The organism is Parageobacillus sp. NEAU-HV-2, assembly GCF_059115485.1.
The window spans coordinates 272,772-296,066 of the sequence record NZ_JBXUJJ010000002.1 but is presented as its reverse complement, the minus strand read 5'-3'; the positions used below and the strand labels follow the sequence as shown (position 1 = coordinate 296,066).

The 23,295-nt window shown below is 43.0% G+C and carries 19 protein-coding genes, 1 pseudogene and 1 other annotated feature; all 20 genes and pseudogenes read right to left on the bottom strand.

The genetic code is table 11. From position 1 onward, the window contains the following. Positions 1–11: 11 nt before the first annotated feature. The 20 genes and pseudogenes from AC1WMD_RS04925 to AC1WMD_RS04830 all read right to left on the bottom strand — a co-directional run bounded on the left by AC1WMD_RS04925 (position 12) and on the right by AC1WMD_RS04830 (position 22,735). Positions 12–2,186, bottom strand: coding sequence for a hydantoinase/oxoprolinase family protein (locus AC1WMD_RS04925; protein WP_494256168.1), 2,175 nt, complete (start codon positions 2,184–2,186; stop codon positions 12–14). 3 nt (positions 2,187–2,189) lie between these two features. After that, positions 2,190–2,537, bottom strand: coding sequence for an acetone carboxylase subunit gamma (locus AC1WMD_RS04920; RefSeq protein WP_044894651.1), 348 nt, complete (start codon positions 2,535–2,537; stop codon positions 2,190–2,192). Continuing rightward, positions 2,537–4,477, bottom strand: coding sequence for a hydantoinase/oxoprolinase family protein (locus tag AC1WMD_RS04915; protein ID WP_494256167.1), 1,941 nt, complete (start codon positions 4,475–4,477; stop codon positions 2,537–2,539). The genes AC1WMD_RS04920 and AC1WMD_RS04915 overlap by 1 nt, the downstream gene beginning before the upstream one ends. 286 nt (positions 4,478–4,763) lie before the next feature. Then, entirely contained in the window at positions 4,764–6,731 is a 1,968-nt protein-coding gene (locus AC1WMD_RS04910; RefSeq protein ID WP_494256165.1) for a sigma-54-dependent Fis family transcriptional regulator, read from the bottom strand. 364 nt (positions 6,732–7,095) lie between these two features. Further along, positions 7,096–7,968 (bottom strand): prephenate dehydratase, encoded by an 873-nt coding sequence (gene pheA, locus AC1WMD_RS04905; RefSeq protein ID WP_494256164.1) that lies wholly within the window; start codon positions 7,966–7,968, stop codon positions 7,096–7,098. 20 nt (positions 7,969–7,988) lie between these two features. Continuing rightward, the gene (gene thrR, locus AC1WMD_RS04900; protein WP_043905623.1) at positions 7,989–8,432 is read right to left on the bottom strand and encodes a transcriptional regulator ThrR; all 444 of its coding nucleotides are present in this window, start codon (positions 8,430–8,432) and stop codon (positions 7,989–7,991) included. A gap of 25 nt (positions 8,433–8,457) precedes the next feature. Continuing rightward, on the bottom strand, positions 8,458–9,744 hold the full coding sequence (gene obgE, locus AC1WMD_RS04895; RefSeq protein WP_494256163.1) for a GTPase ObgE: 1,287 nt from the start codon (positions 9,742–9,744) through the stop codon (positions 8,458–8,460). A 201-nt stretch (positions 9,745–9,945) separates the two neighbouring features. Next, complete coding sequence (locus AC1WMD_RS04890; RefSeq protein WP_043905625.1) at positions 9,946–10,488, bottom strand: sporulation initiation phosphotransferase B; 543 nt, start codon at positions 10,486–10,488, stop codon at positions 9,946–9,948. 142 nt (positions 10,489–10,630) lie between these two features. Then, the gene (gene rpmA, locus AC1WMD_RS04885) at positions 10,631–10,921 is read right to left on the bottom strand and encodes a 50S ribosomal protein L27 (RefSeq protein WP_043905626.1); all 291 of its coding nucleotides are present in this window, start codon (positions 10,919–10,921) and stop codon (positions 10,631–10,633) included. 15 nt (positions 10,922–10,936) lie between these two features. Then, a complete protein-coding gene (locus AC1WMD_RS04880; protein ID WP_043905627.1) occupies positions 10,937–11,269 on the bottom strand; it encodes a ribosomal-processing cysteine protease Prp in 333 nt (110 codons plus the stop codon). A gap of 11 nt (positions 11,270–11,280) precedes the next feature. Next, positions 11,281–11,589, bottom strand: a complete 309-nt coding sequence (gene rplU, locus AC1WMD_RS04875) for a 50S ribosomal protein L21 (RefSeq protein WP_017435524.1) — start codon at positions 11,587–11,589, stop codon at positions 11,281–11,283. Between the two features lie 16 nt (positions 11,590–11,605). Beyond that, positions 11,606–11,685: a sequence feature (ribosomal protein L21 leader region), on the bottom strand. 115 nt (positions 11,686–11,800) lie between these two features. After that, positions 11,801–12,664 (bottom strand): M50 family metallopeptidase, encoded by an 864-nt coding sequence (locus AC1WMD_RS04870; RefSeq protein ID WP_494256160.1) that lies wholly within the window; start codon positions 12,662–12,664, stop codon positions 11,801–11,803. Continuing rightward, positions 12,657–13,421, bottom strand: coding sequence for a peptidoglycan DD-metalloendopeptidase family protein (locus tag AC1WMD_RS04865; protein ID WP_494256159.1), 765 nt, complete (start codon positions 13,419–13,421; stop codon positions 12,657–12,659). The genes AC1WMD_RS04870 and AC1WMD_RS04865 overlap by 8 nt, the downstream gene beginning before the upstream one ends. Before the next feature lie 115 nt (positions 13,422–13,536). After that, on the bottom strand, positions 13,537–15,036 hold the full coding sequence (locus tag AC1WMD_RS04860) for a glycoside hydrolase family 32 protein (protein ID WP_494256297.1): 1,500 nt from the start codon (positions 15,034–15,036) through the stop codon (positions 13,537–13,539). 148 nt (positions 15,037–15,184) lie between these two features. After that, positions 15,185–17,371 carry an alpha-galactosidase gene (locus tag AC1WMD_RS04855; RefSeq protein ID WP_494256157.1) on the bottom strand — a complete coding sequence of 729 codons (2,187 nt, stop codon included), beginning with the start codon at positions 17,369–17,371 and terminating at the stop codon, positions 15,185–15,187. Positions 17,372–17,437: 66 nt separating this feature from the next. Continuing rightward, positions 17,438–17,876, bottom strand: a pseudogene (locus AC1WMD_RS04850) (IS982 family transposase); the annotation flags it as partial. A gap of 8 nt (positions 17,877–17,884) precedes the next feature. Next, positions 17,885–19,231: a GH1 family beta-glucosidase gene (locus AC1WMD_RS04845; protein WP_494256156.1), complete on the bottom strand. Its 1,347-nt coding sequence runs from the start codon at positions 19,229–19,231 to the stop codon at positions 17,885–17,887. Positions 19,232–19,628: 397 nt separating this feature from the next. After that, positions 19,629–20,456, bottom strand: a complete 828-nt coding sequence (locus AC1WMD_RS04840) for a carbohydrate ABC transporter permease (RefSeq protein ID WP_494256154.1) — start codon at positions 20,454–20,456, stop codon at positions 19,629–19,631. Further along, positions 20,456–21,337: a carbohydrate ABC transporter permease gene (locus tag AC1WMD_RS04835; protein WP_494256153.1), complete on the bottom strand. Its 882-nt coding sequence runs from the start codon at positions 21,335–21,337 to the stop codon at positions 20,456–20,458. Before AC1WMD_RS04835 ends, AC1WMD_RS04840 begins: the two co-directional genes overlap by 1 nt. A 78-nt stretch (positions 21,338–21,415) precedes the next feature. Further along, the gene (locus AC1WMD_RS04830) at positions 21,416–22,735 is read right to left on the bottom strand and encodes an ABC transporter substrate-binding protein (RefSeq protein WP_494256151.1); all 1,320 of its coding nucleotides are present in this window, start codon (positions 22,733–22,735) and stop codon (positions 21,416–21,418) included. Positions 22,736–23,295: the final 560 nt, after the last annotated feature.

Genomic DNA, 23,295 nt, shown 5'->3' with positions numbered 1-23,295 from the left:
CACTCCCTTTTTTAATTTTTGCCCAGCGATTCGAGTTCCATTTTTTCCACAAGACTGTCCTTCTGGGTTCTGACGATCCAGGCCGAGTTTTGTTCGCCCATCACCAATTTCCAACCCGGCTCAATCAAATACGTCGTGCGCGGCGATTCGACCAGCGCAGGTCCTTCGATCACAGAACCAGGTTCAATCGTTTGCGTGCGATACACATTGGTCAATACGGGACCTTCGATATCAACAAAGTAGCATTCACGTTGGCTATGCGGCTTCGGTGTTTTCGCTGGGCCTTCCACCGGCTTTTTGAATTCGATCCGATCCAGCTCGACGTAGGACAGGACACGAATCGTATTGATGCGGATCCCCGCTTCAGGCTGCTGGCTGCCTTCCCCAAAACGTTCACCATAGTTGACGCTGAAAGCCTCAACCAGTTGCAGCACTTCGGACATGTTATTCAAGCGGTTGACGGGTGAGATAACGGAGGTCTGGGTCAATTGGTTTCCGTACCGCATGTCCAATTCCAAGCGGTGCTGGATGGCTTCCGCTGGAATACCTTGGCGCAGCAGCTCTTCTCTTCCTGCCTCTTCCAATTCCTCTACATATTGATTGAAGCGGTCAAATTCGCTAAAGAGACTGCGCGTATTAGAATCATAAATGTTCATGAAAACGGATTTTTCATGAATATTGACGAGATTCATGATGCCCGCTCCCACTGCCGAGAAGATCGGAGAGAAAGGCGGGATGAGAATCTTCTCCATCTCAAGTACTTTGGCGATACCGCAGCAGTGCAGCGGACCGTTACCGCCATAAGCCAGCAGCGTGAAGTTTTTCGGATCATACCCTTTTACGCCGAGCTCCTTGAAAATGGCATGGGCCATATTGGTGTCCACTTTCTTCTTGATCTGACGAGCCGCTTCCACCACGTCGATATCCAGCTCTTCGCAAATCGCTTCGCGAATGGCAAATTCAGCGCGTTTTTTGTTCAAGCTGATATGGCCTTCGGCGTAATACTCCGGATCCAGATAGCCCAAAATCAAGTCGGCATCCGTAACCGTCGGATTCATTCCGCCGCGGTCGAAGCATGCGGGACCGGGATCGGAACCGGCGCTGGCTGGTCCTACTTCAATGTGTTTCAGTGTTTTATCATAACGCGCGATAGAACCTCCGCCGGCACCGATAATTCCCAAATGGAGCATCGGGACGCTGACCAGCCAGCGGTCAATGACCGGGTTGAAATCATAGAAGCGGATCCCGCCGCCGACAACGATCCCGATATCGCAGCTTGTTCCCCCCATATCCATGGCCACCAGGTGCCCAACCTCAAATTCTTCCGAGAGGTGTTCAGCCGCATTGATCCCCGCAGTCGGACCGGAATGGATGGTTTGCAGGGCATGGGTGGAGTTCAGCTGAGCCATACCGCCGATATTGTGTACGACCAGCATCGGTTTGTTATAGCCGTATTCTTTCAGCGTCATTTCCAGCGAGCTCAACGCGTGATACATTTGGTCATGTAGGTAGGCATCCAAAATCGCGGAGGTGATGCGCACATACTCCCCTTTGCGTTCAGCAACCTGATGGGACAAAATAACCGGAATCGCGCCTAACATATGCGTAGGATATTCTTCGTGAATAATTTCTTCCACGCGGCGTTCGTGCACCGGATTGACGACGGAATTCATCAGACCGATGACGAACGCCTGGGCCCCGCGGTCAACGAGAAGCCGGATTTGTTTGCGAAGATGTTCTTCATCGAGCGGCATCACAATATCCCCTTTATAGTCGATCCGCTCGCGAACCCCTGCGATCATGGGAATCGGCACAATCGGTTCCGGACGCCGAGCGGCGGGCAAATCCTGCTGCTCTAGTGGGGTCAAGCCATCGCCATATCCGCGGCCGCGGCTTAAAGGAACTTGACTCTCATAACCGGCTGTGGTCAATAAACCGATTTTCGGTCCTTTTCGTTCGATGAGGGCATTCGTTCCCAAGGTCGTTGCATATCGGATGGAATCCAATTGGGAAAGCACGGTACGAATGTCTTTCCCGAGCTCTTTGCACGCTTGCTCAAGTGCGTCCATAAAACCAAGAGCCAGGTTGTGGTGTGTTGTTAACGCTTTCGTTTCCAGATAAATGTCATCCCATACCAAAAAGCAGTCGGTGAAGGTTCCACCAATATCCACACTTACTTGCTTCACGGCTCATTTCCCCTTTCTTGTTAAATAGCGCTCTTTCAAGGCATCGATATCAAATTCCATGTCATGAATCGGCGGATGGCCCGGCGGCAGATACTCCACTTCAACCTGGGTAGCGCAACTCGGGCAATAATACTCGAGGATTTGGCACCAATTCGGATCCGGGGCGAAGGTAAATTCATACCAGTCTGGATTAATAATCGGCCGATGAATTTCCCGCGGGTCGCGATTGTACACAAGCAGACCTTCTTTATAGTTTTCGCGTGCCGGCGCTATCTCGTGATTGCACTTGCGGCAGCACCACAACTCTTTTTCTAGATCGATCGCCAAATACTCAGTCATATTGATTTTCATTACGATTTCCCCCCTTCATCCTGCAAGAAGATATCCTTGTTTTCATTAATCCGGAATGTCCAGCCTTCCAATACGCGGCACGTGAAATATTCATCTTCAATCAAGGCCGGGCCAACACCGGCAGCACCTGGCTGCAAGTCATCGAAACGGTAAACAGGAACCTCAACCGTTTGATTGTCTGCATGAAGGATCGATTTCTGATAAGCCGGTTGCGGCTTGTAGTCTTTCAGTTCCTTGCTCTCTTCTAACTTAAAGTGAGAGATTGGCTTGACCACCTTCAGATGAAGTCGAATATCCGACGCACCTTCCAAAGCGACATTCAATCCGTCCTTCTTATCAAAATCTATGGTTTGGTACTCGCCTTCACGGAAAAAGCTGAGATGGGTGTGAATCGTACACTCGGAAATGTCAAACCCTTCGGCAAACATATCCCGTTTTGCACGTTCTTCCAACTGGTCGAGTTTTTCTTGCAATACCTGACGGTTCAGTTCGACAATGTTCGCTTGATATTCATGTGCAATATCACTGAAGGTAATTCCGAAAGCACTGAAAACTGCAGCCAAGCGAGGTACGATAATCTGTTTGATTCCTGCCGCTCTCGCCACACCGCAAGCACTCATCGGTCCGGCACCGCCAAAAGCCAGCAAGGTCACGTCATCCGCTTGATTTTGATAGATCCTCAATCCGTCAGCGATTTTCTCCACATAAGCCTGTTCCATTTTTAAGAGAGCATCTTCCAGGCCGATCCCCAACGGCTTCGCGATTTTTTCCTCAATTGCCGCCCGGGCACGGGATTCATCGAGAACCATGCTGCCGCGGAAATAAGAACGGGAATCCAATACTCCCATGAGAAGATAAGCATCCGTAATCGTAGGTTCCGTACCTCCACGCCCGAAGCATGCTGGCCCAGGTGCTGCCCCTACACTTTCCGGCCCCACCACAATTTTTCCGTCGACCACCTTAAAGATCGAGCTTCCTCCTGCACCCACGCTAATCAGGTCGCTTAGCGAGAATGATGTGGAAATCCCTTCGATCCTTCCGTATACATCCTCCTTAATCTGGCCTGCCTTTACCAAACCAATATCGGATGTCGTTCCTCCAATATCCAAGGTCAATAATGCCGGGATCTTGTAGTGTTGGGCTAAAGCCTTCGTCCCTTCCATTCCTCCACGCGGACCCGACCCATAGGTTTTGATCGCTGTGGTTTTGGCCACTCTCGCCGAGTTTCCATCATTGTGAAAAATAAGCATCGGGTTTTTCACGCGGTATTCCCGCAAAAAGTTTTCCGCATTATACAAAAAGCGTTCCATCCCGGGGTGAAGGAAGGAATTGATTAAGGCTCCCCATGTCCGCTTAACGTCATCTTGGTCTTCCACCAGTTCATGGGAAAACAGGACTGGAACCGCTCCTAGCAAGTGGCGTGGGTACTTACGCAGAATGATATTGCGAATTTTCTTTTCGTCTTCCACCATTGTTGGCCCGCCCAGACTGACTACCAATCGGTTGGCGCCTTGTGACAGCAATCGGTTGACGGCTTCTACGACTCTCGCTTCCAGTTTGCTTTGCTCTTCGTTGACATTGATTCCCACCACCCGATCATCCACCATGGCCGCAAACATCTCTCTCTCTTCCTGACCCTCGAGGAGAAAGGCCGGGTCCACCCCTTCGCGCAAAATCAAGCCAAGACGTGGGCCTTTTTTCTGGACGATAGCATTCGTTCCCGCCGTAGTGGAATAGCGGATATAGTCAGTCTCTGCTAAAAGCTTTTGCAGGTTTTCCTGGCCGTACAGCTCTTTTGAACCCGCTTTCAAAACTTCAATGAAACATTTGGTCAAATCATAAGGTGTTGTCAACGTCTTGGTGCGGACTACTTGCTCTCCGGCCACGAGGCAAACGTCCGTGAAGGTTCCGCCGTTGTCGATGTTGATTAATATTCCCACATTGGATTCTCCTTTCCTTTTCTGTTTTTTGTGTGCAATAGCCTACTAATTGTTGCTAACGCTTGATTCCCCCCTTTTTCTCATTTCTGCTTTTTTATATTGCAAGAAGTGTGCCAACTTAGAATGATGATTAAATTATCTGAAAATAACGAAAAAAGAGGCATTTCTGCCCCTTTTTGTCTTTTTATCGTCCTTTTTGTTACTTTTGTGACAAATGTGACACATGTAACAATTTTAAATTTGTGACAATTTAAATATTTGTGACAATTGAAATATCCGATGAACCTTATTCCAAACCAAATTCTTTCAGTTTGCGGTAAATCGTCATCCGAGACACGTTTAGCAGCCGGGCTGCTTCCGATACACATCCATTTGTTTTCTTCAGGACTTCGATCAAAATTTCCCGGGTCAGCTTCTTCTTTCGCCCTGTCCATTTGTTGGAATCGGGAGTCTTTTTTAAATCTATTGACGGTTTTTCCATTCCCGCCAGCAGTTCCTGTGGAAGATCATTGATCGTGATGACCTCGCCATCGGAATGAAAAATGGCTTGTTCCACTACATTTTTCAACTGCCTGATATTCCCCGGCCACTGGTAAGAATGGAAAATCCTCCATACCTCATCCTCGATTTGCGGACAAACCTTCCCTTCACAGGCATCGCGAAGAAAAGATTCAACCAATAAAGAAATGTCGCCGCGCCGCTCTCTTAATGGAGGAACCGATAAGGAAATGACATTCAGCCTATGGTAAAGATCTTCTCGGAAATTACCTTTTTTGATCTCTTTTTTCAAATCCTTATGCGTAGCGGCAATAACCCTTACGTCAATGGGAATCGGCTCCGTTCCGCCAATAGGGAAAACCGCGCGTTCCTCTAGTACCCGGAGAAGGTACACTTGCGCATCCAACGGGAGATCCCCAATCTCATCCAGAAAAATAGTTCCCTTGTCAGCGAGAAGAAATTTTCCCTTCTTTCCTTGTGATTTTGCCCCAGTAAACGCTCCTCCCTCATAACCGAATAATTCGCTTGCCACCAGTTCCTTAGGTATGGCACCACAGTTAACTCCAACAAACGGTCCTTGCCGTCGGGGGCCATAGGCGTGAATGGACTGTGCCAGAACCTCCTTGCCCGTTCCCGTTTCACCAGTAATCAACACCGTTTTATCGCTGAATGATGCTTTTCCTGCCAGCTTGATCAATCTTATCATCAACGGTTCCTTCGTCAGCAGATGGTTAAAGCAATACCTGGTGCTATTGCCCTTTGGGCGGACGTGTACGGACGTTTTGCTGCCGATCTTCTGAAAAATGGCCATTCCCCCAAACAAATAGGTCCCCATTTTATACGGTTGGATGCGGATCCGCCAATCAGTTCCATCTTTTCCGCGAAACAACGCCTGCATTCCTTTGTTCGACAGATCCTTCAAATCTTTCCGGTAAATCGGGGCATCCATGTAACTTTCTATACGTTCTCCTATTTTAATTCCCAGCAAAAATCTGGCGGCATCATTATGCCGGGTGATCCTCCCATCCATGTCAAAAATAACGAAAGGGTCATGAATGGTGTCCAACACTGATTCAAACGAGAAAATATTTTGCTGCATGAGATGGAATCCGATAGCTTGCTCGATCTTTTGAGCCTGGCTGACAACCAAAAAGATATCATGGGCTTGTACCAGCCTTTTCTTGCCTGTCATGTTCAATACACCGATAATTTGCTCCGTAAATGGGTCACGGATAGGGGCAGCAGAGCAAACCCACGGATGCCAACCTTGGCAGAAATGTTCAGCCGAAAAAATCTGCACCGGCTTTTTCTCCATAAGCGCTGTGCCAATGGCATTCGTTCCCGCTACTTGCTCGTTCCAGTCCGCACCCGGTTGAAATCGGATACGCTCTAACATGCGCTTCGTATTCTCATTGGCTTTTCCTTCAAGAATGATTCCATCTTGATCACACAATACCACCATGATGTCTTCATCATTGAAATAACGAAACATCTCTTCTATATAAGGTCGTGCAAGATCAAGAAGAAATCGGTGCTGTTCCTTTTTTTCAAGCAAGGAGGAGTTCTCGTAAACCACCCTCGCTTCCTTTTTCAAGGGGTCTACCTGATTTCGTACGCAACGCTCCCAAGAAGATGTAATGATAGGTCGGTGACCATGTGGTAATACGCCATCTACAAGAAAACGCTCCCAATTTTTTTCGAGAATTTTGACCAAATTGTTAAATTCATCAAAACGGCTCACGACCATTTCAGGCATACCAGTCCTCCTCCCCCAGTCTTCATCTACTATAAGACGATGATCACATTTCTCTTTTATCGGAAACAGTCATGCCGCAATTCAGCCGAGTCCAATGCCATTCTTGCAGCAAAAAAATGAAAGAAAATGGACTGAGACTGAAACAATCTCCCAGCTTGGCGAAACCACCCTTTCGTTTTTGGGTCAACTTGGATGGAAAAAACAAAACACCTCCCGTTTCCAAATGTTATAGATGATTGCATATATCTAAAATATTATAATAATTAAAAATAAATTGAAAGTTATGTATTTAAATTGGTCTCAAAATACTATTGAATAAAAAAATGACACCTGAAAACAGGTATCATAATAAATAACATATGAATTATTTTAATTTTTTCGCTTCCTTTGTAATCGAATAATATGGATAGCTTCCTAACACTTGCACAGAGCATCCGAGCGCTTCGATTTCCGCGATGGCTCCGGGGATGAGCACCTCATCCATCTTTTGGTCAATATCAATGATAAAAAAGTAGTTTCCTAATCCCGTTTTGGCAGGGCGGGATTCGATTTTCGTTAAGTTTAATTTGCGCCAGGCAAACGCGGACAGCACTTGGTGAAGCGCGCCGGGTTGATCTTTCGGAAGCATGACGACAAGCGTCGTTTTATCGCCCGCATAAAGCGGCGAATCGATATCGAGCGGCTTATTTTGTTTGCGGACGACAATAAAACGCGTATGGTTATAATCGTAGTCATGAATGTTTTCACGCACAATCGTCAAGCCGTACTCTTGTGCTGCCAGCCGGTTGGCGATCGCCGCAACCGGAAGATGCGGGTGTTCGCTGACAAACTTGGCCGCCGCACTTGTTGATGTCATATACACCTGTTTGGCGTTTTTCAAAACCGTATGCAAAAATTTATGGCATTGGGCGATCGCGTGGGAGTGCGAATAAACTTCTTTTACCTCCCTCCAATGATGGGCGTGGTACGGATGCACCATTAAATGCTGCTGAATCGGGGCGATGATTTCCCCGACGATCGGCAGCAATTGTTCATGAATTAAATAGTCCAACGTTAAATTCACAGATCCTTCTAACGCATTTTCGAGCGGCACGACGCCGACATCGACCTCTTCCTCGCTGACGGCGTCGATGCATTCCGGAATCGTATCGTATGGAATTTTTTCGCTATCCGGAAATATCGTCGTTACCGCTAAGTCCGTAAATGTCGCTTTTGGTCCTAAATAGCCTATTTTCATTGCCTTGCCTCTCCCTTGCGTTAATACACTCCTGAACCGACAATCTCTACCTTTTCGACAAACTCGAGCCGCCGCAATTTCGAAAGCAGCTCATTGATATCTTCTTTCATGTCATTGGTGTTAATGGATAACGTAACATTGGCGCGGCCTTGAAGCGGAATCGTCTGATGAATCGTCAGCACGTTGCAACCGGCGGCGGCGACAACGCTAAGCAGCTGGGAAAGCGTGCCGGAACGGTCTTCCAAATGGAAAAATAACGTAACAATGTTTTCCTTGGTAACGGCCTGGAACGGAAATACCGCATCGCGGTATTTATAAAATACGCTTCTGCTGATATCGACGAGCTGCGCCGCCTCGGCAACCGAATCGACTTTTTTGCGCTCTAACAATTCTTTGGCCAGCAGCACCTTTTTCATCGCTTCCGGCAATACGTCTTCGCGAACTAAATAAAATTTTTTATCCAATGAAACCTCCCCTGCCCCCTTCACATTAATCGACAAATTCAAATTCATAATCGAGCAGCCTTACAATATCGCCATCTTTTGCGCCGCGTTCGCGTAGCGCGTCATCCACTCCCATCGCCCGCAGTTGCCGTGCAAAGCGGCGGATAGATTCTTCCCTTGAAAAGTCGGTCATTTTAAATAGTTTTTCTACTTTTTCCCCAGATAAAATGAACGAACCATCGCTGCCTCTTGTAATCGTAAACGGCGGCTCCTCTTTTTCATACTTGTAGACGACGCGCTGCACCGCTGGCTCTTCCACTTCGTGAAGCGGGAATTCCGGCGTCGTTTCTAAAAGGTCGGCGATGGCAAATAGCAGTTCGCGCACCCCTTGTCTTGTCACCGCAGAAATTGGAAAAATCGGCACGTTGTCCCCGATTTTTTCTTTAAACTTTTGCAAGTTTTCCTCGGCATTCGGCATATCCATTTTATTGGCGGCAATAATTTGCGGGCGTTCCGTCAGACGCAAATTGTATTGTTTTAACTCCTCGTTGATCACTAAATAATCTTCATACGGATCCCGCCCTTCCGTCGCCGCCATATCAATAACATGAACGATGACGCGCGTCCGTTCGATATGGCGCAAAAACTGATGGCCTAACCCGACGCCTTGATGGGCGCCTTCAATCAATCCAGGCAGATCGGCCATGACAAAGCTTCTGCCGTCATCTGTTTCGACTACGCCTAAATTAGGAACGAGCGTAGTAAAATGATATTCGGCAATTTTTGGCTTCGCCGCGGAAACAACGGAAAGAAGCGTTGATTTTCCGACACTTGGAAAGCCGACTAAACCGACATCGGCAAGCAGCTTCAATTCAAGAATGACGTTGCGTTCTTCTCCCGGCTCCCCATTTTCGGCGATTTCCGGCGCCGGGTTTGCCGGCGTGGCAAAACGTGTATTGCCTCGTCCGCCTCGTCCGCCTTTTGCGACGACAAAGCGTTGACCGCTTTCTGTTAAATCGGCTAGCACTTGATTCGTATCGGCATCAATGACAACCGTCCCCGGTGGTACTTTAACGATCAAATCTTCGCCGTTTTTTCCGTGTTGATTTTTCGACATGCCGTTTTCCCCTCGCGCCGCCTTAAAATGGCGCTGATAGCGGAAATCCATCAGCGTCCTTAATCCTTCATCGACGACAAAGACAACATCTCCGCCTTTTCCGCCATCACCTCCGGCCGGTCCGCCTTTTGGCACGTATTTTTCGCGGCGGAACGCAACCATTCCGTTGCCGCCGTCGCCGCCTTTTACGTAAATTTTCACTTGGTCGACAAACATCTTCGTTCCTCCGATCTGTTGTTGAAATGCTATCACTGTTTATTATTGTATACAAAAGCAAAGAAAAGGCTGTCAATAATATGTTGCTTCATTGCGAAAAAACAGCAAAGGCGAAACGAAAAAACATGGTATAAAAAACGCTGGGCAATGGCCAGGCCGCTGCACACGAAAAACAAACGGCTTTCCCCATTCCGTCCGCACTCAGCTAAATACAATTTTGATCAGTACGGTCATTTCGTTCGTATGTACGTCAAAAGAATCAAGATAAATGGATGGCGGCAGCTGGTGGTTATGAAGCCAGCGCCTAACCTCATTTTTATCTTGCATCGTCCCGCAATAATCAAAAAAGATGTTTGCTCCTTGCGGCATCACTTCAATGGAAATACTCATATGATTTTCCTGCTGCCCATCCGCCTGCCTCTCCATAAACGCTAAAAAGCTGCTGCTCCATTGCGTCAAATCTTCATCATAAAGCGACAAGTCACGTTCCTCGCCAAGCACTTCATACTCCAAGGAAATAAGCCGCGGCTGCCAGTTATAAGTCATAAGCAGCTCGGCAAACTGCACCGCTTTTAAATTGGTCAGCTTTGTTTCGTGCTGCATCTCACGAATGATGTCATTGATAATTTCATAAACCCGATCTATTTTATTTAGCGCCAAATTTCCTTTAATGAGCTGAATTTTATTTAGCCAGTCGTGGCGGGAATGGCGCAATACATCGACAATTCTCCATTGTTTCTTCATCCATAGCGCTCCTATTCCTAAATTACACGACTTTTCGTTTATCTCTACTATAGCATTTTTTTACAAAAAACGTGAATGGTTTTTCGCCTTTTTCGGAAAACAAAAAACTCTAACCAAAAGGTTAGAGTTTTTTCATGTTTGCTTATGCTTCTTTGCTGACAGGATAGACGCTTACTTTTTTGCGGTCGCGGCCAAGACGTTCAAAACGAACGATGCCGTCGATTTTTGCGTAAAGCGTATCATCGCTACCGCGTCCAACGTTCAATCCCGGATGAACTTTTGTGCCGCGTTGACGATAAAGGATCGAACCGCCAGTAACGAATTGGCCGTCAGCGCGTTTTGCCCCAAGGCGTTTCGCAATGGAGTCACGGCCGTTCTTCGTCGAACCTACCCCTTTTTTCGAAGCAAAAAATTGGAGATCTAGTCTTAACATCCGTGTCACCTCCTGCTATCGCTGAATAATGCGAATATATTCTCCGTAATCACGCTCTATCGTCTGCAGGGAAACGAGCATCGCTTCAAGAAGAAGCTGAACTTTCTCTGCCGTCGCTGCATCTTCAATTTCAGGAAGCTCACAGCGAAGATAGCCGCCGTTTTCCCCTTGCGTAACATGCAGCCGAATCTTTGTCAGCACTTCAATCGCGTTGACGGTGCCGAATGATACGGCCGATGCGCCGGCACAGACAATATCTTGTCCACGTTTGGCAAAATGCGCATGCCCTTTCATCGTAAACGCGCGAATTTTGCCTTCCTTCGTGCGTTCAATGTCTACTTTGATCATCGGCAACGCCTTTATGCGTTAATTTTTTCGATGACTACTTTTGTATAAGGTTGACGGTGGCCTTGTTTGCGGCGATAGTTCTTTTTCGCCTTATATTTGAACACGATAATTTTCTTTTGGCGGCCGTGTTTTTGCACTTTCGCAGTTACCGTTGCCCCTTCGACTGTAGGATTGCCGATTTTTACCGTTTCGCCGCCGACCAATAACACTTTGTCAAAGGTTACCGTTTCACCTTCTTGGGCATCAATTTTCTCAATGTAGATTTCTTGCCCTTCTTCTACTTTAATTTGTTTACCACCAGTTTCAATAATTGCGTACATCAAGCTGCACCTCCTTATATAAACTCAGACTCGCCAGCGACAAGGCGGTTCTTGACGGAACGCTTTGCAACCCGCGCTGAGCGGTTGTAGTACGGGTGCTGTAAAGTATAGTAGCCGCACCATTTTTGCCCGCCAGAATGCCGGCGGCACAAAAATTCTACAACGTAAAATATAGTATCATACTAAAATGAAAAATGTCAATATCGTTTTCTTACGCATAAATGAGCTGGCTTAGCGGAGCATCGGTTTGTTTTTCGGCAAAAAAGGCGTGCAAAAGCTCGTTTTCATCCAACGTCACCCGTTCATGATTCGCTCTCGTGATAATGACGGAATGTTTTTGCCCACGGTAAAATTTTCGCAAAACATCGGAAATCTTCTCTTCTTCTGAAGCGGCAATCGTCCGCAACTTTGTATAATCGATCCGTTTCCCGTAATAGCGTTCGAGCAGAAACCGCATGACGATATAGCGATGATGCTTCCATTCCTGATGCAACGATATCATTAAAAACGCGGCAATGATCCATAAATCGAGCTGTTTCGGCTCGATCAACAAAATGCCGATGACGAAAAAAACAAGCGCCGCAGCGGAAAACAAGACCGTTTTTTGATGTGCTTCGCTAAACGGAAAATAATAAGTGAAAAGAAGAAACGCTAGTTTGCCGCCATCCAACGGCCAAATAGGCAATAAATTAATAAGAAGAATGGCGATGTTGTAATAGGCGAACATTCCTAATCCTTCGCTTGTGATAAAGCCGATCTTCCATAAAAAAAATGCAGCAGCCATCAGCCAAAGATGCTGTACCGGACCGGCGATCGTTACAATCAGTTCTTCACGGAACGGCCGGTTCCCGTATTCCTCGACTTCCGCCATACCGCCAAACGGCAAAAGCAAAATTTGTCTGATCCGCCAAGAAAAAAAAGCAGCAGCAACAGCGTGTCCCAGCTCATGGATAAACACGATCATAAATAACAGAAATAATTGCTTGAAATGGGCGGTGATGACAGCAATGCCGGAAAACAGCCATAAGAGCGGATGCACATGAATTTTTGTTAATAACGCAATATACTTATTCAAAGGAAATCACCTGAATCGGATCAATGAAATGGTCTCCTTGTTTAATCGCAAAATAAAATACCCCTTTTGTTTGATCGTCAGCGCTCGCCATTGCTGTCCCGACTTGTTTGCCCGTTTCAACAAAATCATACAATTTGACAGAAATCGTGCTTAAATTGCCATACCATGATTCACTTCCATCTGCGTGCTGAATGATCACCGTTTTCCCCAGCTTCTCTTTCGTGCCGGCAAATGTCACAATCCCTTCATTCATCGCTTCCACTTTCGCATTGCTCGTCGTTTCAATCATCACGCCTTGACCGTTTTTCTGAAAGCTTTCTAATACGCGGCCGGAAGCAGGAACAGCGTATGATTTTCCTGTTGTTTTTGTTTCTTGTTTTGGCTCCAGAAAGGCAAGCGGCTCGCCGAACTGCTTTTCATACCATTTGGAAACAGCGGCAAATTGAAATTCTTGCTCCATTGTATTTTTGACAAACTGACGGGCAGGTTCTAACGAATCAGATGGATTTTTAAATAAAATGGCGGTCACCAAAACAAGGCAAGCGGAAAGAAGCGTTTTAAAAACAAACATTTCTTTTGGAAAAAGAGGATGCGACGATTCTTCTAATGAATAACGGTCATATGTCACGACAGGCTGGCCGTACCGCTCTTCGTCGGTCAAGTCCCATATTGCCTGCCGCTGCGCCTCGTAGCGGTTCTGCCGCGCCTTTCTTCGTTTTTCAATCTGCTTACGAATTTCGTGGGCACGTCGATTCATTATTCTCACCATCCCTTCTAATATTGTTTGTACTAGTTTATTAGACAACCTTGGAAGATATGATTAAAAATAAAGGGGCTGACCCCAAAGCGTAAATCGCCTTTGAGCCAGACCCCTATCGCCAAATGTCTTTTAATTTCCACGCGTAAAATGACAGAACCGTGACCTCTCCACCTTCTGCAAACACATCAACAAACTGGCTTGTTTCTTCCGGATAAATTCTTCCCGTCATGACAAGTTCACCATCATTAACAAACAATTCGACGGACGAACGGTCAATGAACACATGGAACGTAATCGTTTCTTTATCTTTGATATCTAGTGCCGCCCGACGAATGCCACCTTCTCCCTTACCAGAACGGTTTCGGTCAAAAATGACAGTGGATTCTCTTGCATCATATCGGAGAATTGTTTCTTCATGAAAATCATCGGAACAACGGACTTTAATGCCAAACGAAGAACCATGAAACGTTGCTAAAGAAAATTGGGCAATGATTTCTAAACGGTCACCCTTTACAGAAGGCACATAACCTGTTTTGTTTGGAGCTACTAAAAACGATCCTAGATGAATGGATTCCTCTCTCAGCAACTGCAATTCTGGAACAGGCTTCATGAGCAATCGTTCTTGGTCATCCAGTTCCAATATGCGCGGAAGCGTTAATGCACCTGCCCAGCCATGTTTTTGTGTCGGCATATACGATTCCCACATATCCATCCAGCCAAATAAAATACGTCTTCCTTTTTCATCCAAAAACGTTTGTGCTGCATAAAAATCAAATCCTTTATCTAACTCTTCAAATGCCCCATGTGTCAATATTCCTGTTTCGTAATCGAAAGATCCAACAAGATAACCAGTTTGATAAAGGTTATTGAAACGGTCGCCAACCGGTTCGATTCCTTGTGGAGAAAAAATCAACACATCTTTTCCGTTCAAATGGAATAAATCTGGGCATTCCCACATATAACCTAATCTTCCATTACTTTCTGCAACTACATTGACAAACGTCCATTGACGGAGATTCTTAGATTTATAAAGAACAACTTTTCCATTGTCTCCCTCTCTCGTTCCTAAAATCATATACCAATGATCCTCGTGTTTCCAAACCTTTGGATCACGAATATGACCTTGACAATCGAATGGAGGTTCAGAAAGTACAGGATTCGCAGCATCCTTTTCAAAATGAATCCCATCTTTGCTGGTAGCAAGACATTGATATTGTTTTAACTCTGTTTGCTCCTTGTTGAGCCAAACATTTCCTGTATAAATAAGAGTTAAAACACCATTGTCATTCACAGCACTTCCGGAGAAACAACCATCTCGGTCATATTCCTCACTTGGTGCCAGAGCAATTGGAGCATGCTCCCAATGAACTAAGTCCTTGCTTTTGACATGTCCCCAATGCATAGGTCCCCATTTTGGACTATCAGGATGAAATTGATAAAACACATGATACTCACCGTTAAATTGAATTAACCCATTTGGATCGTTCATCCAGTTAACAGGAGCCATAATATGATAAGCTAACCGATGAGTACGGTCTCGAAGGCTTTTTTCAGCAATCTTCACACGTTTCTCTGCTTCTCTCACAAGCTCAAGATGCTTAGACAAAACCATCAACCTTTCTTTTTTAATCTTAATCAAAAATGACTTTTTTATATTCATAGACATATACATTGATGTGTGATTCGTTGAAGTATTTTTTCCTGCATATCAGCAATGTACTCTAAAAAATATAGATATTATCCACAATCTACAGAGACGATTATTTTCGGATTTTTTTAAATCTCCAGAATAGACTTTTGAAATCTCCTATCATTATAGGTATCGTGAGTCCTACGTTCATAAGCTCGTCTCCACCATATACTTTACCTGTATCTAAATGCTGATAAAGAAAATCAGGATTCAACCCCTTCAATTTGAGGATTCGAATAGCTGCACCTGGCTGAGCTAATACCCTAAAATAACCAACAACGGCTTCTGATTGATCCTCGGATACAAAAATCCAAGCCGCTTCATTTCCTTCAAACGGACTCAGTATACGATAGAAGGTGCCAAATTGAATCAATGGTCTTATTTCTTTATAGAGAGCAACTTGCTCGATTTCCTTTTCTTCATCCGATAATTTAGTTAAATCCATTTCATAACCGAAATTTCCAGACATGGCCACGTGTCCTCGGATATCAAGCGAAGTCACCCGACCAACCTGATGATTCGGAACCGACGACACATGTGCACCGATTGAACTAATTGGGTAAACAAGGCTTGTTCCATATTGGATTTTCAAACGGCATACAGCATCCGTATTATCACTTGCCCATGTTTGGGGCATATAATAAAGCATACCAGGATCAAAGCGTCCTCCCCCACCAGAACAACTTTCAAATAAGATGTTTGGAAACCTTGAAGTGATTTCTTCCATAACTCGATAAAGCCCAAGTATATAGCGATGTGCTGTTTCCCGTTGTCTTTCTGGTGGCAAGGCAGCCGATCCAATCTCTGTCATATGACGGTTCATATCCCATTTTACGTAACTAATCGGGGCACTCGATAGAATGTTTGATACAGCTTCAATGATATAATCACAAACTTCTTTTCGGGACAAATCTAGAACCAATTGGTTTCTTCCTACTGTCCGAGGACGGTTTGGCACATGCAAACACCAATCTGGATGTTTTCTATATAAATCACTATCTTCCGAAACCATTTCCGGTTCGAACCATATGCCAAATTCCATCCCCATGTTACGGACTCGGGTAACAAGATCTTCCAATCCATTTGGAAGCTTTCGTTTGTCTACCACCCAATCCCCCAATGAACTTTTGTCGTCATCTCTATGACCAAACCAACCGTCGTCTAATACGAACAGTTCAATCCCTAGTTCTTTTCCTTCCTTTGCAATTTGTTCGAGTTTTTCTGCATTAAAGTTAAAATACGTAGCTTCCCAGTTATTAATTAAAATTGGACGTACACGATCCCGGAATGCTCCTCGACATAAGCGAGTACGGTAGAGTCGGTGATATGTTTGTGACATTTCTCCCAATCCTTGGGAAGAGTATACCATGACTACTTCTGGCGTTTGAAAGCTTTCTCCTGGTTCTAACAACCAAGAGAAATCAAATGGATTAATTCCAATCGAAGCTCGAGTATTCTTATATTGATCTACTTCCACCTGGGCCAAAAAGTTTCCACTATAAACAAGGCTAAACGCATATACTTCTCCTTTGTCTTCATCAGTTCCCTTTCGAAGTAATGCAAAAAATGGATTTTGTTGAGGACTGCTAGCACCGCGGCGACTTTCAATCATTTGGACTCCTGGTACAATAGGCCGTCTACAAATATTCCGTTCATTAGTATGGGAGCCATATAGAGTGAGTAACTCGAACTCATCATCACGAAAATCTACATTTGCACTTAATGCTCGAAGAATTTTTAAATTTTCCCTTCCTTCATTATGGAAACGTACCGATCGAGTTATTACATTAAAATCTCTGTATACGGTATAGATTAGAGTAACAACTAGCCCTATTACTTGGTCCTCCATTACAATTTCCAAAGTTTCTGCCTCTCGCTCGTCCTCAACATAAGTAGCAGGCAGTCCTTTTAATTTAGGCTTCCCCTTGTAGATACGATGAGTCCGATAGCGAAGGTCCGTAACGGTAGCTCCATTCTCTAACTGTATTTGGTATGCAGGGGTTCTAAAGTCTCCATTCCCATACGCTGGATACTCATGCGGTATCGTATCTAATGAAAATGTACGGTCTGATGGATCAGGATTGGGTGAAAAACCTCTATCAATAAATAAGATAGGGTTACTCCCACGATATGCATGAATTTTTTTTCCCCAATATAGATGTGTTAAATAATTTTCGCGTATGACCTGCATTACATAACTTGTCTCTTTTCCTTGCAAATGGAATGTCTGGTGTTCTGAGTCGAAATAAATAGCCATGACAATCACCTAACTCGAAATAAGGATTCTTTATACTATTTCAAAACCCATGGTGCTAGTTGAACTCTATTGTTCAACTAGCCCAAGGACAACAAGCGTGTAAGCCAATAAAATACCATCTAGTGCCGTTTCAAACCCATCCACGCTATTAGCACGGATGGCGGTGATACGAAATTGATCGACAAGAACAGAAAAAGCGGTTTCCACGATTTTACGTTTTCGACGCATCCACTGTGCCCACTTTTTCGATGAAACCGTGCGTTGATTTTTACGAGATGGAGTCCAGAACGCAATCCCATATTCACGATACAGTTCCTCTTGTAGAGCTTGACTGACATATCCTTTATCCCCGAGTGTGTACGGATGGGGGGAGTTGAACCATCACATCTTCAACAGCCGTTCGATCATGATAGGAAGCCTCCGTTACTACATATCCCATCGGAAGTAACTGATCGGTGATCTGGATGTGTAACTTAAGCCCATAGTAGTGCATCTTTTTAGATGCATTTTCTATTAAAATTCGAACCATTTATTTGCAATCGTCTTCTTATACCAGTAAAAGCTGTCCTTTTTGATGCGCTCAAGCGTGCGATAATTTACATAAACGATACCAAAGCGTTTACTGTAACCTTCCGCCCACTCAAAGTTATCAAGGAGTGACCATGTTAAATACCCTTTTATGTTTACACCGGACTGAATCGCCCTTGACAAAGTTGTTAAATGCTGTTTTAAATACTTGATGCGGCGGTCGTCCTTCACACGCCCTGTCGCATCAGGCTCATCATTGTAGCAGGCGCCATTTTCAGTAATATAAATAGGAACATTTCCGTACCGCTCCGTAATGTACGTTAACACTTTGTAAAAGCCTTCTGGGAACACTGGCCAGCCAAAATCTGTCCGCTCATACTCCATTTCTACAAATTCAAGATCAAATAATCCTTCATTTTCTTTATAGCGAGCAATATGCCCAGTATAGTAGTTAATGCCAAGGAAATCGATCGGCTGATGAATAGTTTCCATATCCCCATCTTCTATTGGTAATTCCACGCCTTTTTTCTTAAACCAATTTACTAAAAACTCCGGATACTCGCCTTTAAACACCGGATCCATGAACCACTCAATGTGATGGCCGACTTCCCGACGGCAAGCGTCAATGTCTTCCTTGCGATTACTGAACGGTTCAAGCCAAATCGTACTCGGTGCATAACCAATTTCTCCTTCGATGTTAAGTTCTCTAAATTTTTGCACCGCTTTGCCGTGAGCAACCAATAAATGGTGTGCAACATTTGTCGCTAACTGCAAATCTTTATATCCTGGGGCATGAGCGCCGATATAATGAGATAAATAAGAAATGCACCATGGCTCATTAAGCGTGATCCAATATTTAATTTTGCCATTAAATTCTTTAAACATCACCTCGGCATAGTTGACGAACGCATCGATCGTATCTCGGTTGTTCCAACCGCTCTTATCTTGCAGAGCTTGAGGAAGATCCCAATGATAAAGGGTACACATTGGTTCAATCCCGTTTTCTAGAAGCTTGTCGACGAATTTATGATAAAACTCAAGTCCTTTTTGGTTGACTTCCCCAGTTCCTTTCGGGAAAATACGTGGCCACGCAACGGAAAAGCGATAAACATCAATCCCCAAGTCTTTCATAATCTCAATGTCTTCTTCGTAACGATGATAACTGTCACATGCGATATCGCCGTTGTCCCCATCTTTTACTTTTCCAGGTGTATGAGAAAATGTATCCCAAATGGATGGCCCACGACCATCTTCGTTGACACCTCCTTCAATTTGATAAGAAGCGGTTGCCACTCCCCATTTCATCTCTTTCGGAAATTGAATAATCGCCATTGAAGTTCCTCCTCTATTTTCCTTATATTTATTATTTATGAAGCAGGCGCATAGTGTTCCGTTACACTACGGATCCATTTTTTTGAAAATGTCCTTTTAATGCCGACAACAGCCCCTACTATATCATGGCTGTTGGCAAGCGCAAACACGATATAAACTGGCAGACGGAACCAAAAAGCACCGAGCATTGCTAACGGAAATCCAATACACCAAAACACCAATCATATCAAGATACATGACAAATTTTGTATCTCCTCCCGCACGCAACACCCCGTATTCAAACTTTCAACATACGATTATATACGTGAAGATTGATTTTCCAACATACATAGAAAGTTTTTATCGTCTTATTACCTAGCTTAAAAGCACCGGTTATATCGATTTTTATCCTAAGAAGTTATTTAATAGAACCATTCATAACCCCTTGAATAATATATCTTTGTGTAAAGAAGTACACAATGATTACCGGAATGATTGTAACAACTAAACTAGCCAGTAATAAATGATAATCTACAGAATATGTCCCAAAGAAATAAAAGGTAGATAACGGTAAAGTCCGTTCTTCAGGATTAATTAAAACAAGAGATGGTAATAAAAAGTCATTCCAAATCCAAAGCACGTTTAGAATAACAATTGTCATTGTTGTTGGCTTCAACAATGGAAACACCACTTGGAAAAAGATTTGTAAACGTGATGCACCATCGATCATGGCAGCCTCTTCTAATTCTAATGGGATACTTTTAATTAATCCGTGATAAATGAAAACAGCTAATGATGCACCAAAGCCGATGTACATATAGATCAATACCCATTTACTATTTAAAAAACCAATAGACCCATAAATCTGTACTAATGGGATCATAATTGCTTGGAACGGAATAATCATGGAAGCAACCATTAAGAAAAATAAAAACTTATTTAATTTATTTTGGACACGAACAAAAATGTAAGCCGTCATCGCAGAAAAAATCGTGATTAATGCTACACTAAACACCGTAATGATTAATGAATTCATAAAGCTATGAGCAAAATTCATTTTTTCCATTGCACTTAAATAGTTTGAAAAGTTTATGGATTTAGGTAGCGACAAAGGACTTGAAATGATATCTGCCCGCTCTTTTAAAGAATTCAACAGAACTAATATAAATGGAAAGATATATAGACAGAAAAAAATGATTAAGACAATATATCGTATAGCTTTCGTTAAGATTTTTGATACGTTCATTACGCTTCAACCTCCCGCTTCTTGCTTACATACACTTGAATAAGTGTAATGAAAGCAACAATGAGGAATAAAATAAATGCTTCAGCTTGTCCTGATCCGTATTTTTGTGATAAAAACGCTTTTTGATAAACATACATGGAAACAAGCTGTGTACTCTTATACGGTCCACCATTTGTTAACGCAATATTTAAATCATAAACCATAAAGCCTCTTTGGATAGATAAAAATACGCAAACAATAAACGATGGAACCATAAGTGGCAGTATAATCTTTCTTAAACGCACAAACGCATTTGCACCGTCAATGCTTGCTGCCTCTAATAACTCCTTAGGAATATTCATTAATCCAGCTATATAAATTACCATCATGTAGCCGGAGTATTGCCACGTTGTAACAATAACAAGAGTCCAAAATGCTTTGTCTGGGTCTGCCAACCATGAAGATGAAAATATGCCAATTTTAAAATTCTCTCCGATGTATACGAGTACATTTGAGAAAATAAATTGCCAAATAAACCCTAATATAATTCCTCCAATTAAGTTCGGGGTAAAGAATCCTGCACGAAATATATTTTTTCCACGAATTTCACTTGTGAGGATATAAGCCAAAAAGAATCCAATAACATTAATTAATATCACAGTTAATACTACATACTTTATCGTTTTATATAATGAACTCCAAAACATAGTATCATCTAATACCGCTAAATAGTTTCGAAAACCGACAAATGAATGACTGGTTGAAACGCCATCCCAGTTAGTAAATGTCAAATAAATACCATATAAAAACGGTAAGATAACAACGGTAAAAAAAGCGAATAATGTGGGACCTGAAAATAGCAGTTGAATTTTCAATTTATCTAAAAATTTTTTACTAGCCATTCATGGTCATCCTCCTTACTAAAAATTGTGGAATAACGGTTGAAAATCCGTTATTCCACGTAAACTAAGATTTTATCATTATTGCTGTGCCTTCCAGTAGGTTTCAATTTCCTTAAATAATTGTTTTCTATTAATCTTATTGTCTAAATATTGTTGCATGAAAGCACCATTTTGAGACCAATGATCTGGAGGGAGGGTAACCATAAATTGAAGTGTTTTGTTATTATTCATATATTGCTTAATAGATTTTGCTAATGGATCTTGCGGTTCTAATGTAATGTTCTTAAATGCCGGAATAACGCTTGCTTTATTGACTAAAGCTTCTTGCCCCTTTTGGTTGTATACTAACCATTCTAAAAATTTCTTAGCAGCTTCTTGTTGTTCTGGAGAGCTTTGTTCTTTATCAACGATTAGGTATTTTGTAACGCCTACAGGAATTTGTGAGTTACCATAATCATCTGGGTTATCGCTAATCGGAACTGGCAAGAAACCGTAGCTACCATTTGTAGTATCAAATTCCTTAATTTGCGGCCATGCCCAGTTCCCCATAAACCAAAGACCTACTTTACCTTTACCTAATAATTCAGGTCCTTGCTCATACGTACCAGACATTGGATCTTTCTTGTTTACATTGTTTTCTTTTAAAAGATCAAACGTATCTAATAAACCATTTAATTTTTCATTCTTTGCTAAATCTTCTTTACCTTTTTTAAGTCGTGTTAAGAATGCTTCCACATCTTCAGATTTGTTAGATTGAACACTGTATCCGATTGGTAAAAAATGACCAGCTAAAGACCAATCCATTGGAGACAGAAGGTTTGATGCTACTCCCGTTTTTTGGATTTTCTTGATTAATTCAGCTAAATCGCTTCTTGTTTTAATAGAAGCAGGATCAAAGTTTCCACCAACAGCCTTATCAAGAACTGCTTTGTTGTAAATTAAGCCATATCCTTCAACTGCAAACGGGAAAGCAAGAATTTTTCCATCTTCTGTCTTCGCCACATCTAAACTTCGTTCAACAGCATCGCTAACCCATTTTTCTTTAGACAAATCAAGCGCCTTATCTGCAAATTTCTTTACATCACCTGGATCCAACATTGAAATCGTTGGCGCGTTTCCAGATGCATACATCGATGTTACTTTTTCAAACGGGGATTGTCCTGCACCATTTGGAATTACTTCCAATGTAATTCCTGGATTTTCTTTGCTAAATTCTTTTGCTGCTTCTTCAAGCTGTGTTTGAATTTCTCCTTTAGAGTTTAGCAGTGTAATTTTCACTTCTGAACCAGCGTCTTTCTTTTGTTCAGATTGATTACTTTCTTTTGAAGAAGTTCCACAACCTGACAACAACAGTGACAAAGATAATACTGCAGCTGATAGGATTTTTAGCTTACTCAAATTAGCTCCCCCTCTTTTTACAAAAAATATTTTCAAATCTACCGCAATTATATTAAAGCGTTTTCAATATGTCAATCGTTTGACATAAAAAATGTTAAACGATTGACATATGTTATAAATTTCGTAAAATCTTTTACACAATTTATTCAAAAACTTGTATCTTGGGATAAAAAGGCTATTAAGATACTAATATAAATTCGGATTCATTTCACGAGAGAAAAGGGATTACGATTGGTTCGTCCATCGACGAGATAAAGTAAAGTTTCGTGGAAAATAAAGAAAGTTTCGTGGAAAATAAAGAACTCCACGGTTTTTTCTCCACCCGATACCGTAGAGTCCAATAAGTACAGATTCAGGTTGGAATGACAGACATGATCCAAAACATTAAACAGTAAGCAAAAATTGCGTTCACTTCAACAACTCAGCCTATATCTAATTTACTAAATGCAAAAAAATTCACTTTCTTTATAGATTTTCCTATTTTTTGATAATTATGAAATAAAAGTTAAATTTATATAACTTAGGCTCTTCACCACAAAATGTACTTGACAATCAGGTTG

What these genes read in the sequence shown, in the direction of transcription:
- AC1WMD_RS04920 (WP_044894651.1), bottom strand. Translation starts at nt 2,537, where the DNA reads ATGAAAATCAATATGACTGAGTATTTGGCGATCGATCTAGAAAAAGAG.
- AC1WMD_RS04910 (WP_494256165.1), bottom strand. Translation starts at nt 6,731, where the DNA reads ATGCCTGAAATGGTCGTGAGCCGTTTTGATGAATTTAACAATTTGGTC.
- pheA (WP_494256164.1), bottom strand. Translation starts at nt 7,968, where the DNA reads ATGAAAATAGGCTATTTAGGACCAAAAGCGACATTTACGGACTTAGCG.
- obgE (WP_494256163.1), bottom strand. Translation starts at nt 9,744, where the DNA reads ATGTTTGTCGACCAAGTGAAAATTTACGTAAAAGGCGGCGACGGCGGC.
- AC1WMD_RS04890 (WP_043905625.1), bottom strand. Translation starts at nt 10,488, where the DNA reads ATGAAGAAACAATGGAGAATTGTCGATGTATTGCGCCATTCCCGCCAC.
- rpmA (WP_043905626.1), bottom strand. Translation starts at nt 10,921, where the DNA reads ATGTTAAGACTAGATCTCCAATTTTTTGCTTCGAAAAAAGGGGTAGGT.
- AC1WMD_RS04880 (WP_043905627.1), bottom strand. Translation starts at nt 11,269, where the DNA reads ATGATCAAAGTAGACATTGAACGCACGAAGGAAGGCAAAATTCGCGCG.
- rplU (WP_017435524.1), bottom strand. Translation starts at nt 11,589, where the DNA reads ATGTACGCAATTATTGAAACTGGTGGTAAACAAATTAAAGTAGAAGAA.
- AC1WMD_RS04865 (WP_494256159.1), bottom strand. Translation starts at nt 13,421, where the DNA reads ATGAATCGACGTGCCCACGAAATTCGTAAGCAGATTGAAAAACGAAGA.
- AC1WMD_RS04860 (WP_494256297.1), bottom strand. Translation starts at nt 15,036, where the DNA reads ATGGTTTTGTCTAAGCATCTTGAGCTTGTGAGAGAAGCAGAGAAACGT.
- AC1WMD_RS04855 (WP_494256157.1), bottom strand. Translation starts at nt 17,371, where the DNA reads ATGGCTATTTATTTCGACTCAGAACACCAGACATTCCATTTGCAAGGA.
- AC1WMD_RS04845 (WP_494256156.1), bottom strand. Translation starts at nt 19,231, where the DNA reads ATGGCGATTATTCAATTTCCGAAAGAGATGAAATGGGGAGTGGCAACC.
- AC1WMD_RS04840 (WP_494256154.1), bottom strand. Translation starts at nt 20,456, where the DNA reads ATGAACGTATCAAAAATCTTAACGAAAGCTATACGATATATTGTCTTA.
- AC1WMD_RS04835 (WP_494256153.1), bottom strand. Translation starts at nt 21,337, where the DNA reads ATGGCTAGTAAAAAATTTTTAGATAAATTGAAAATTCAACTGCTATTT.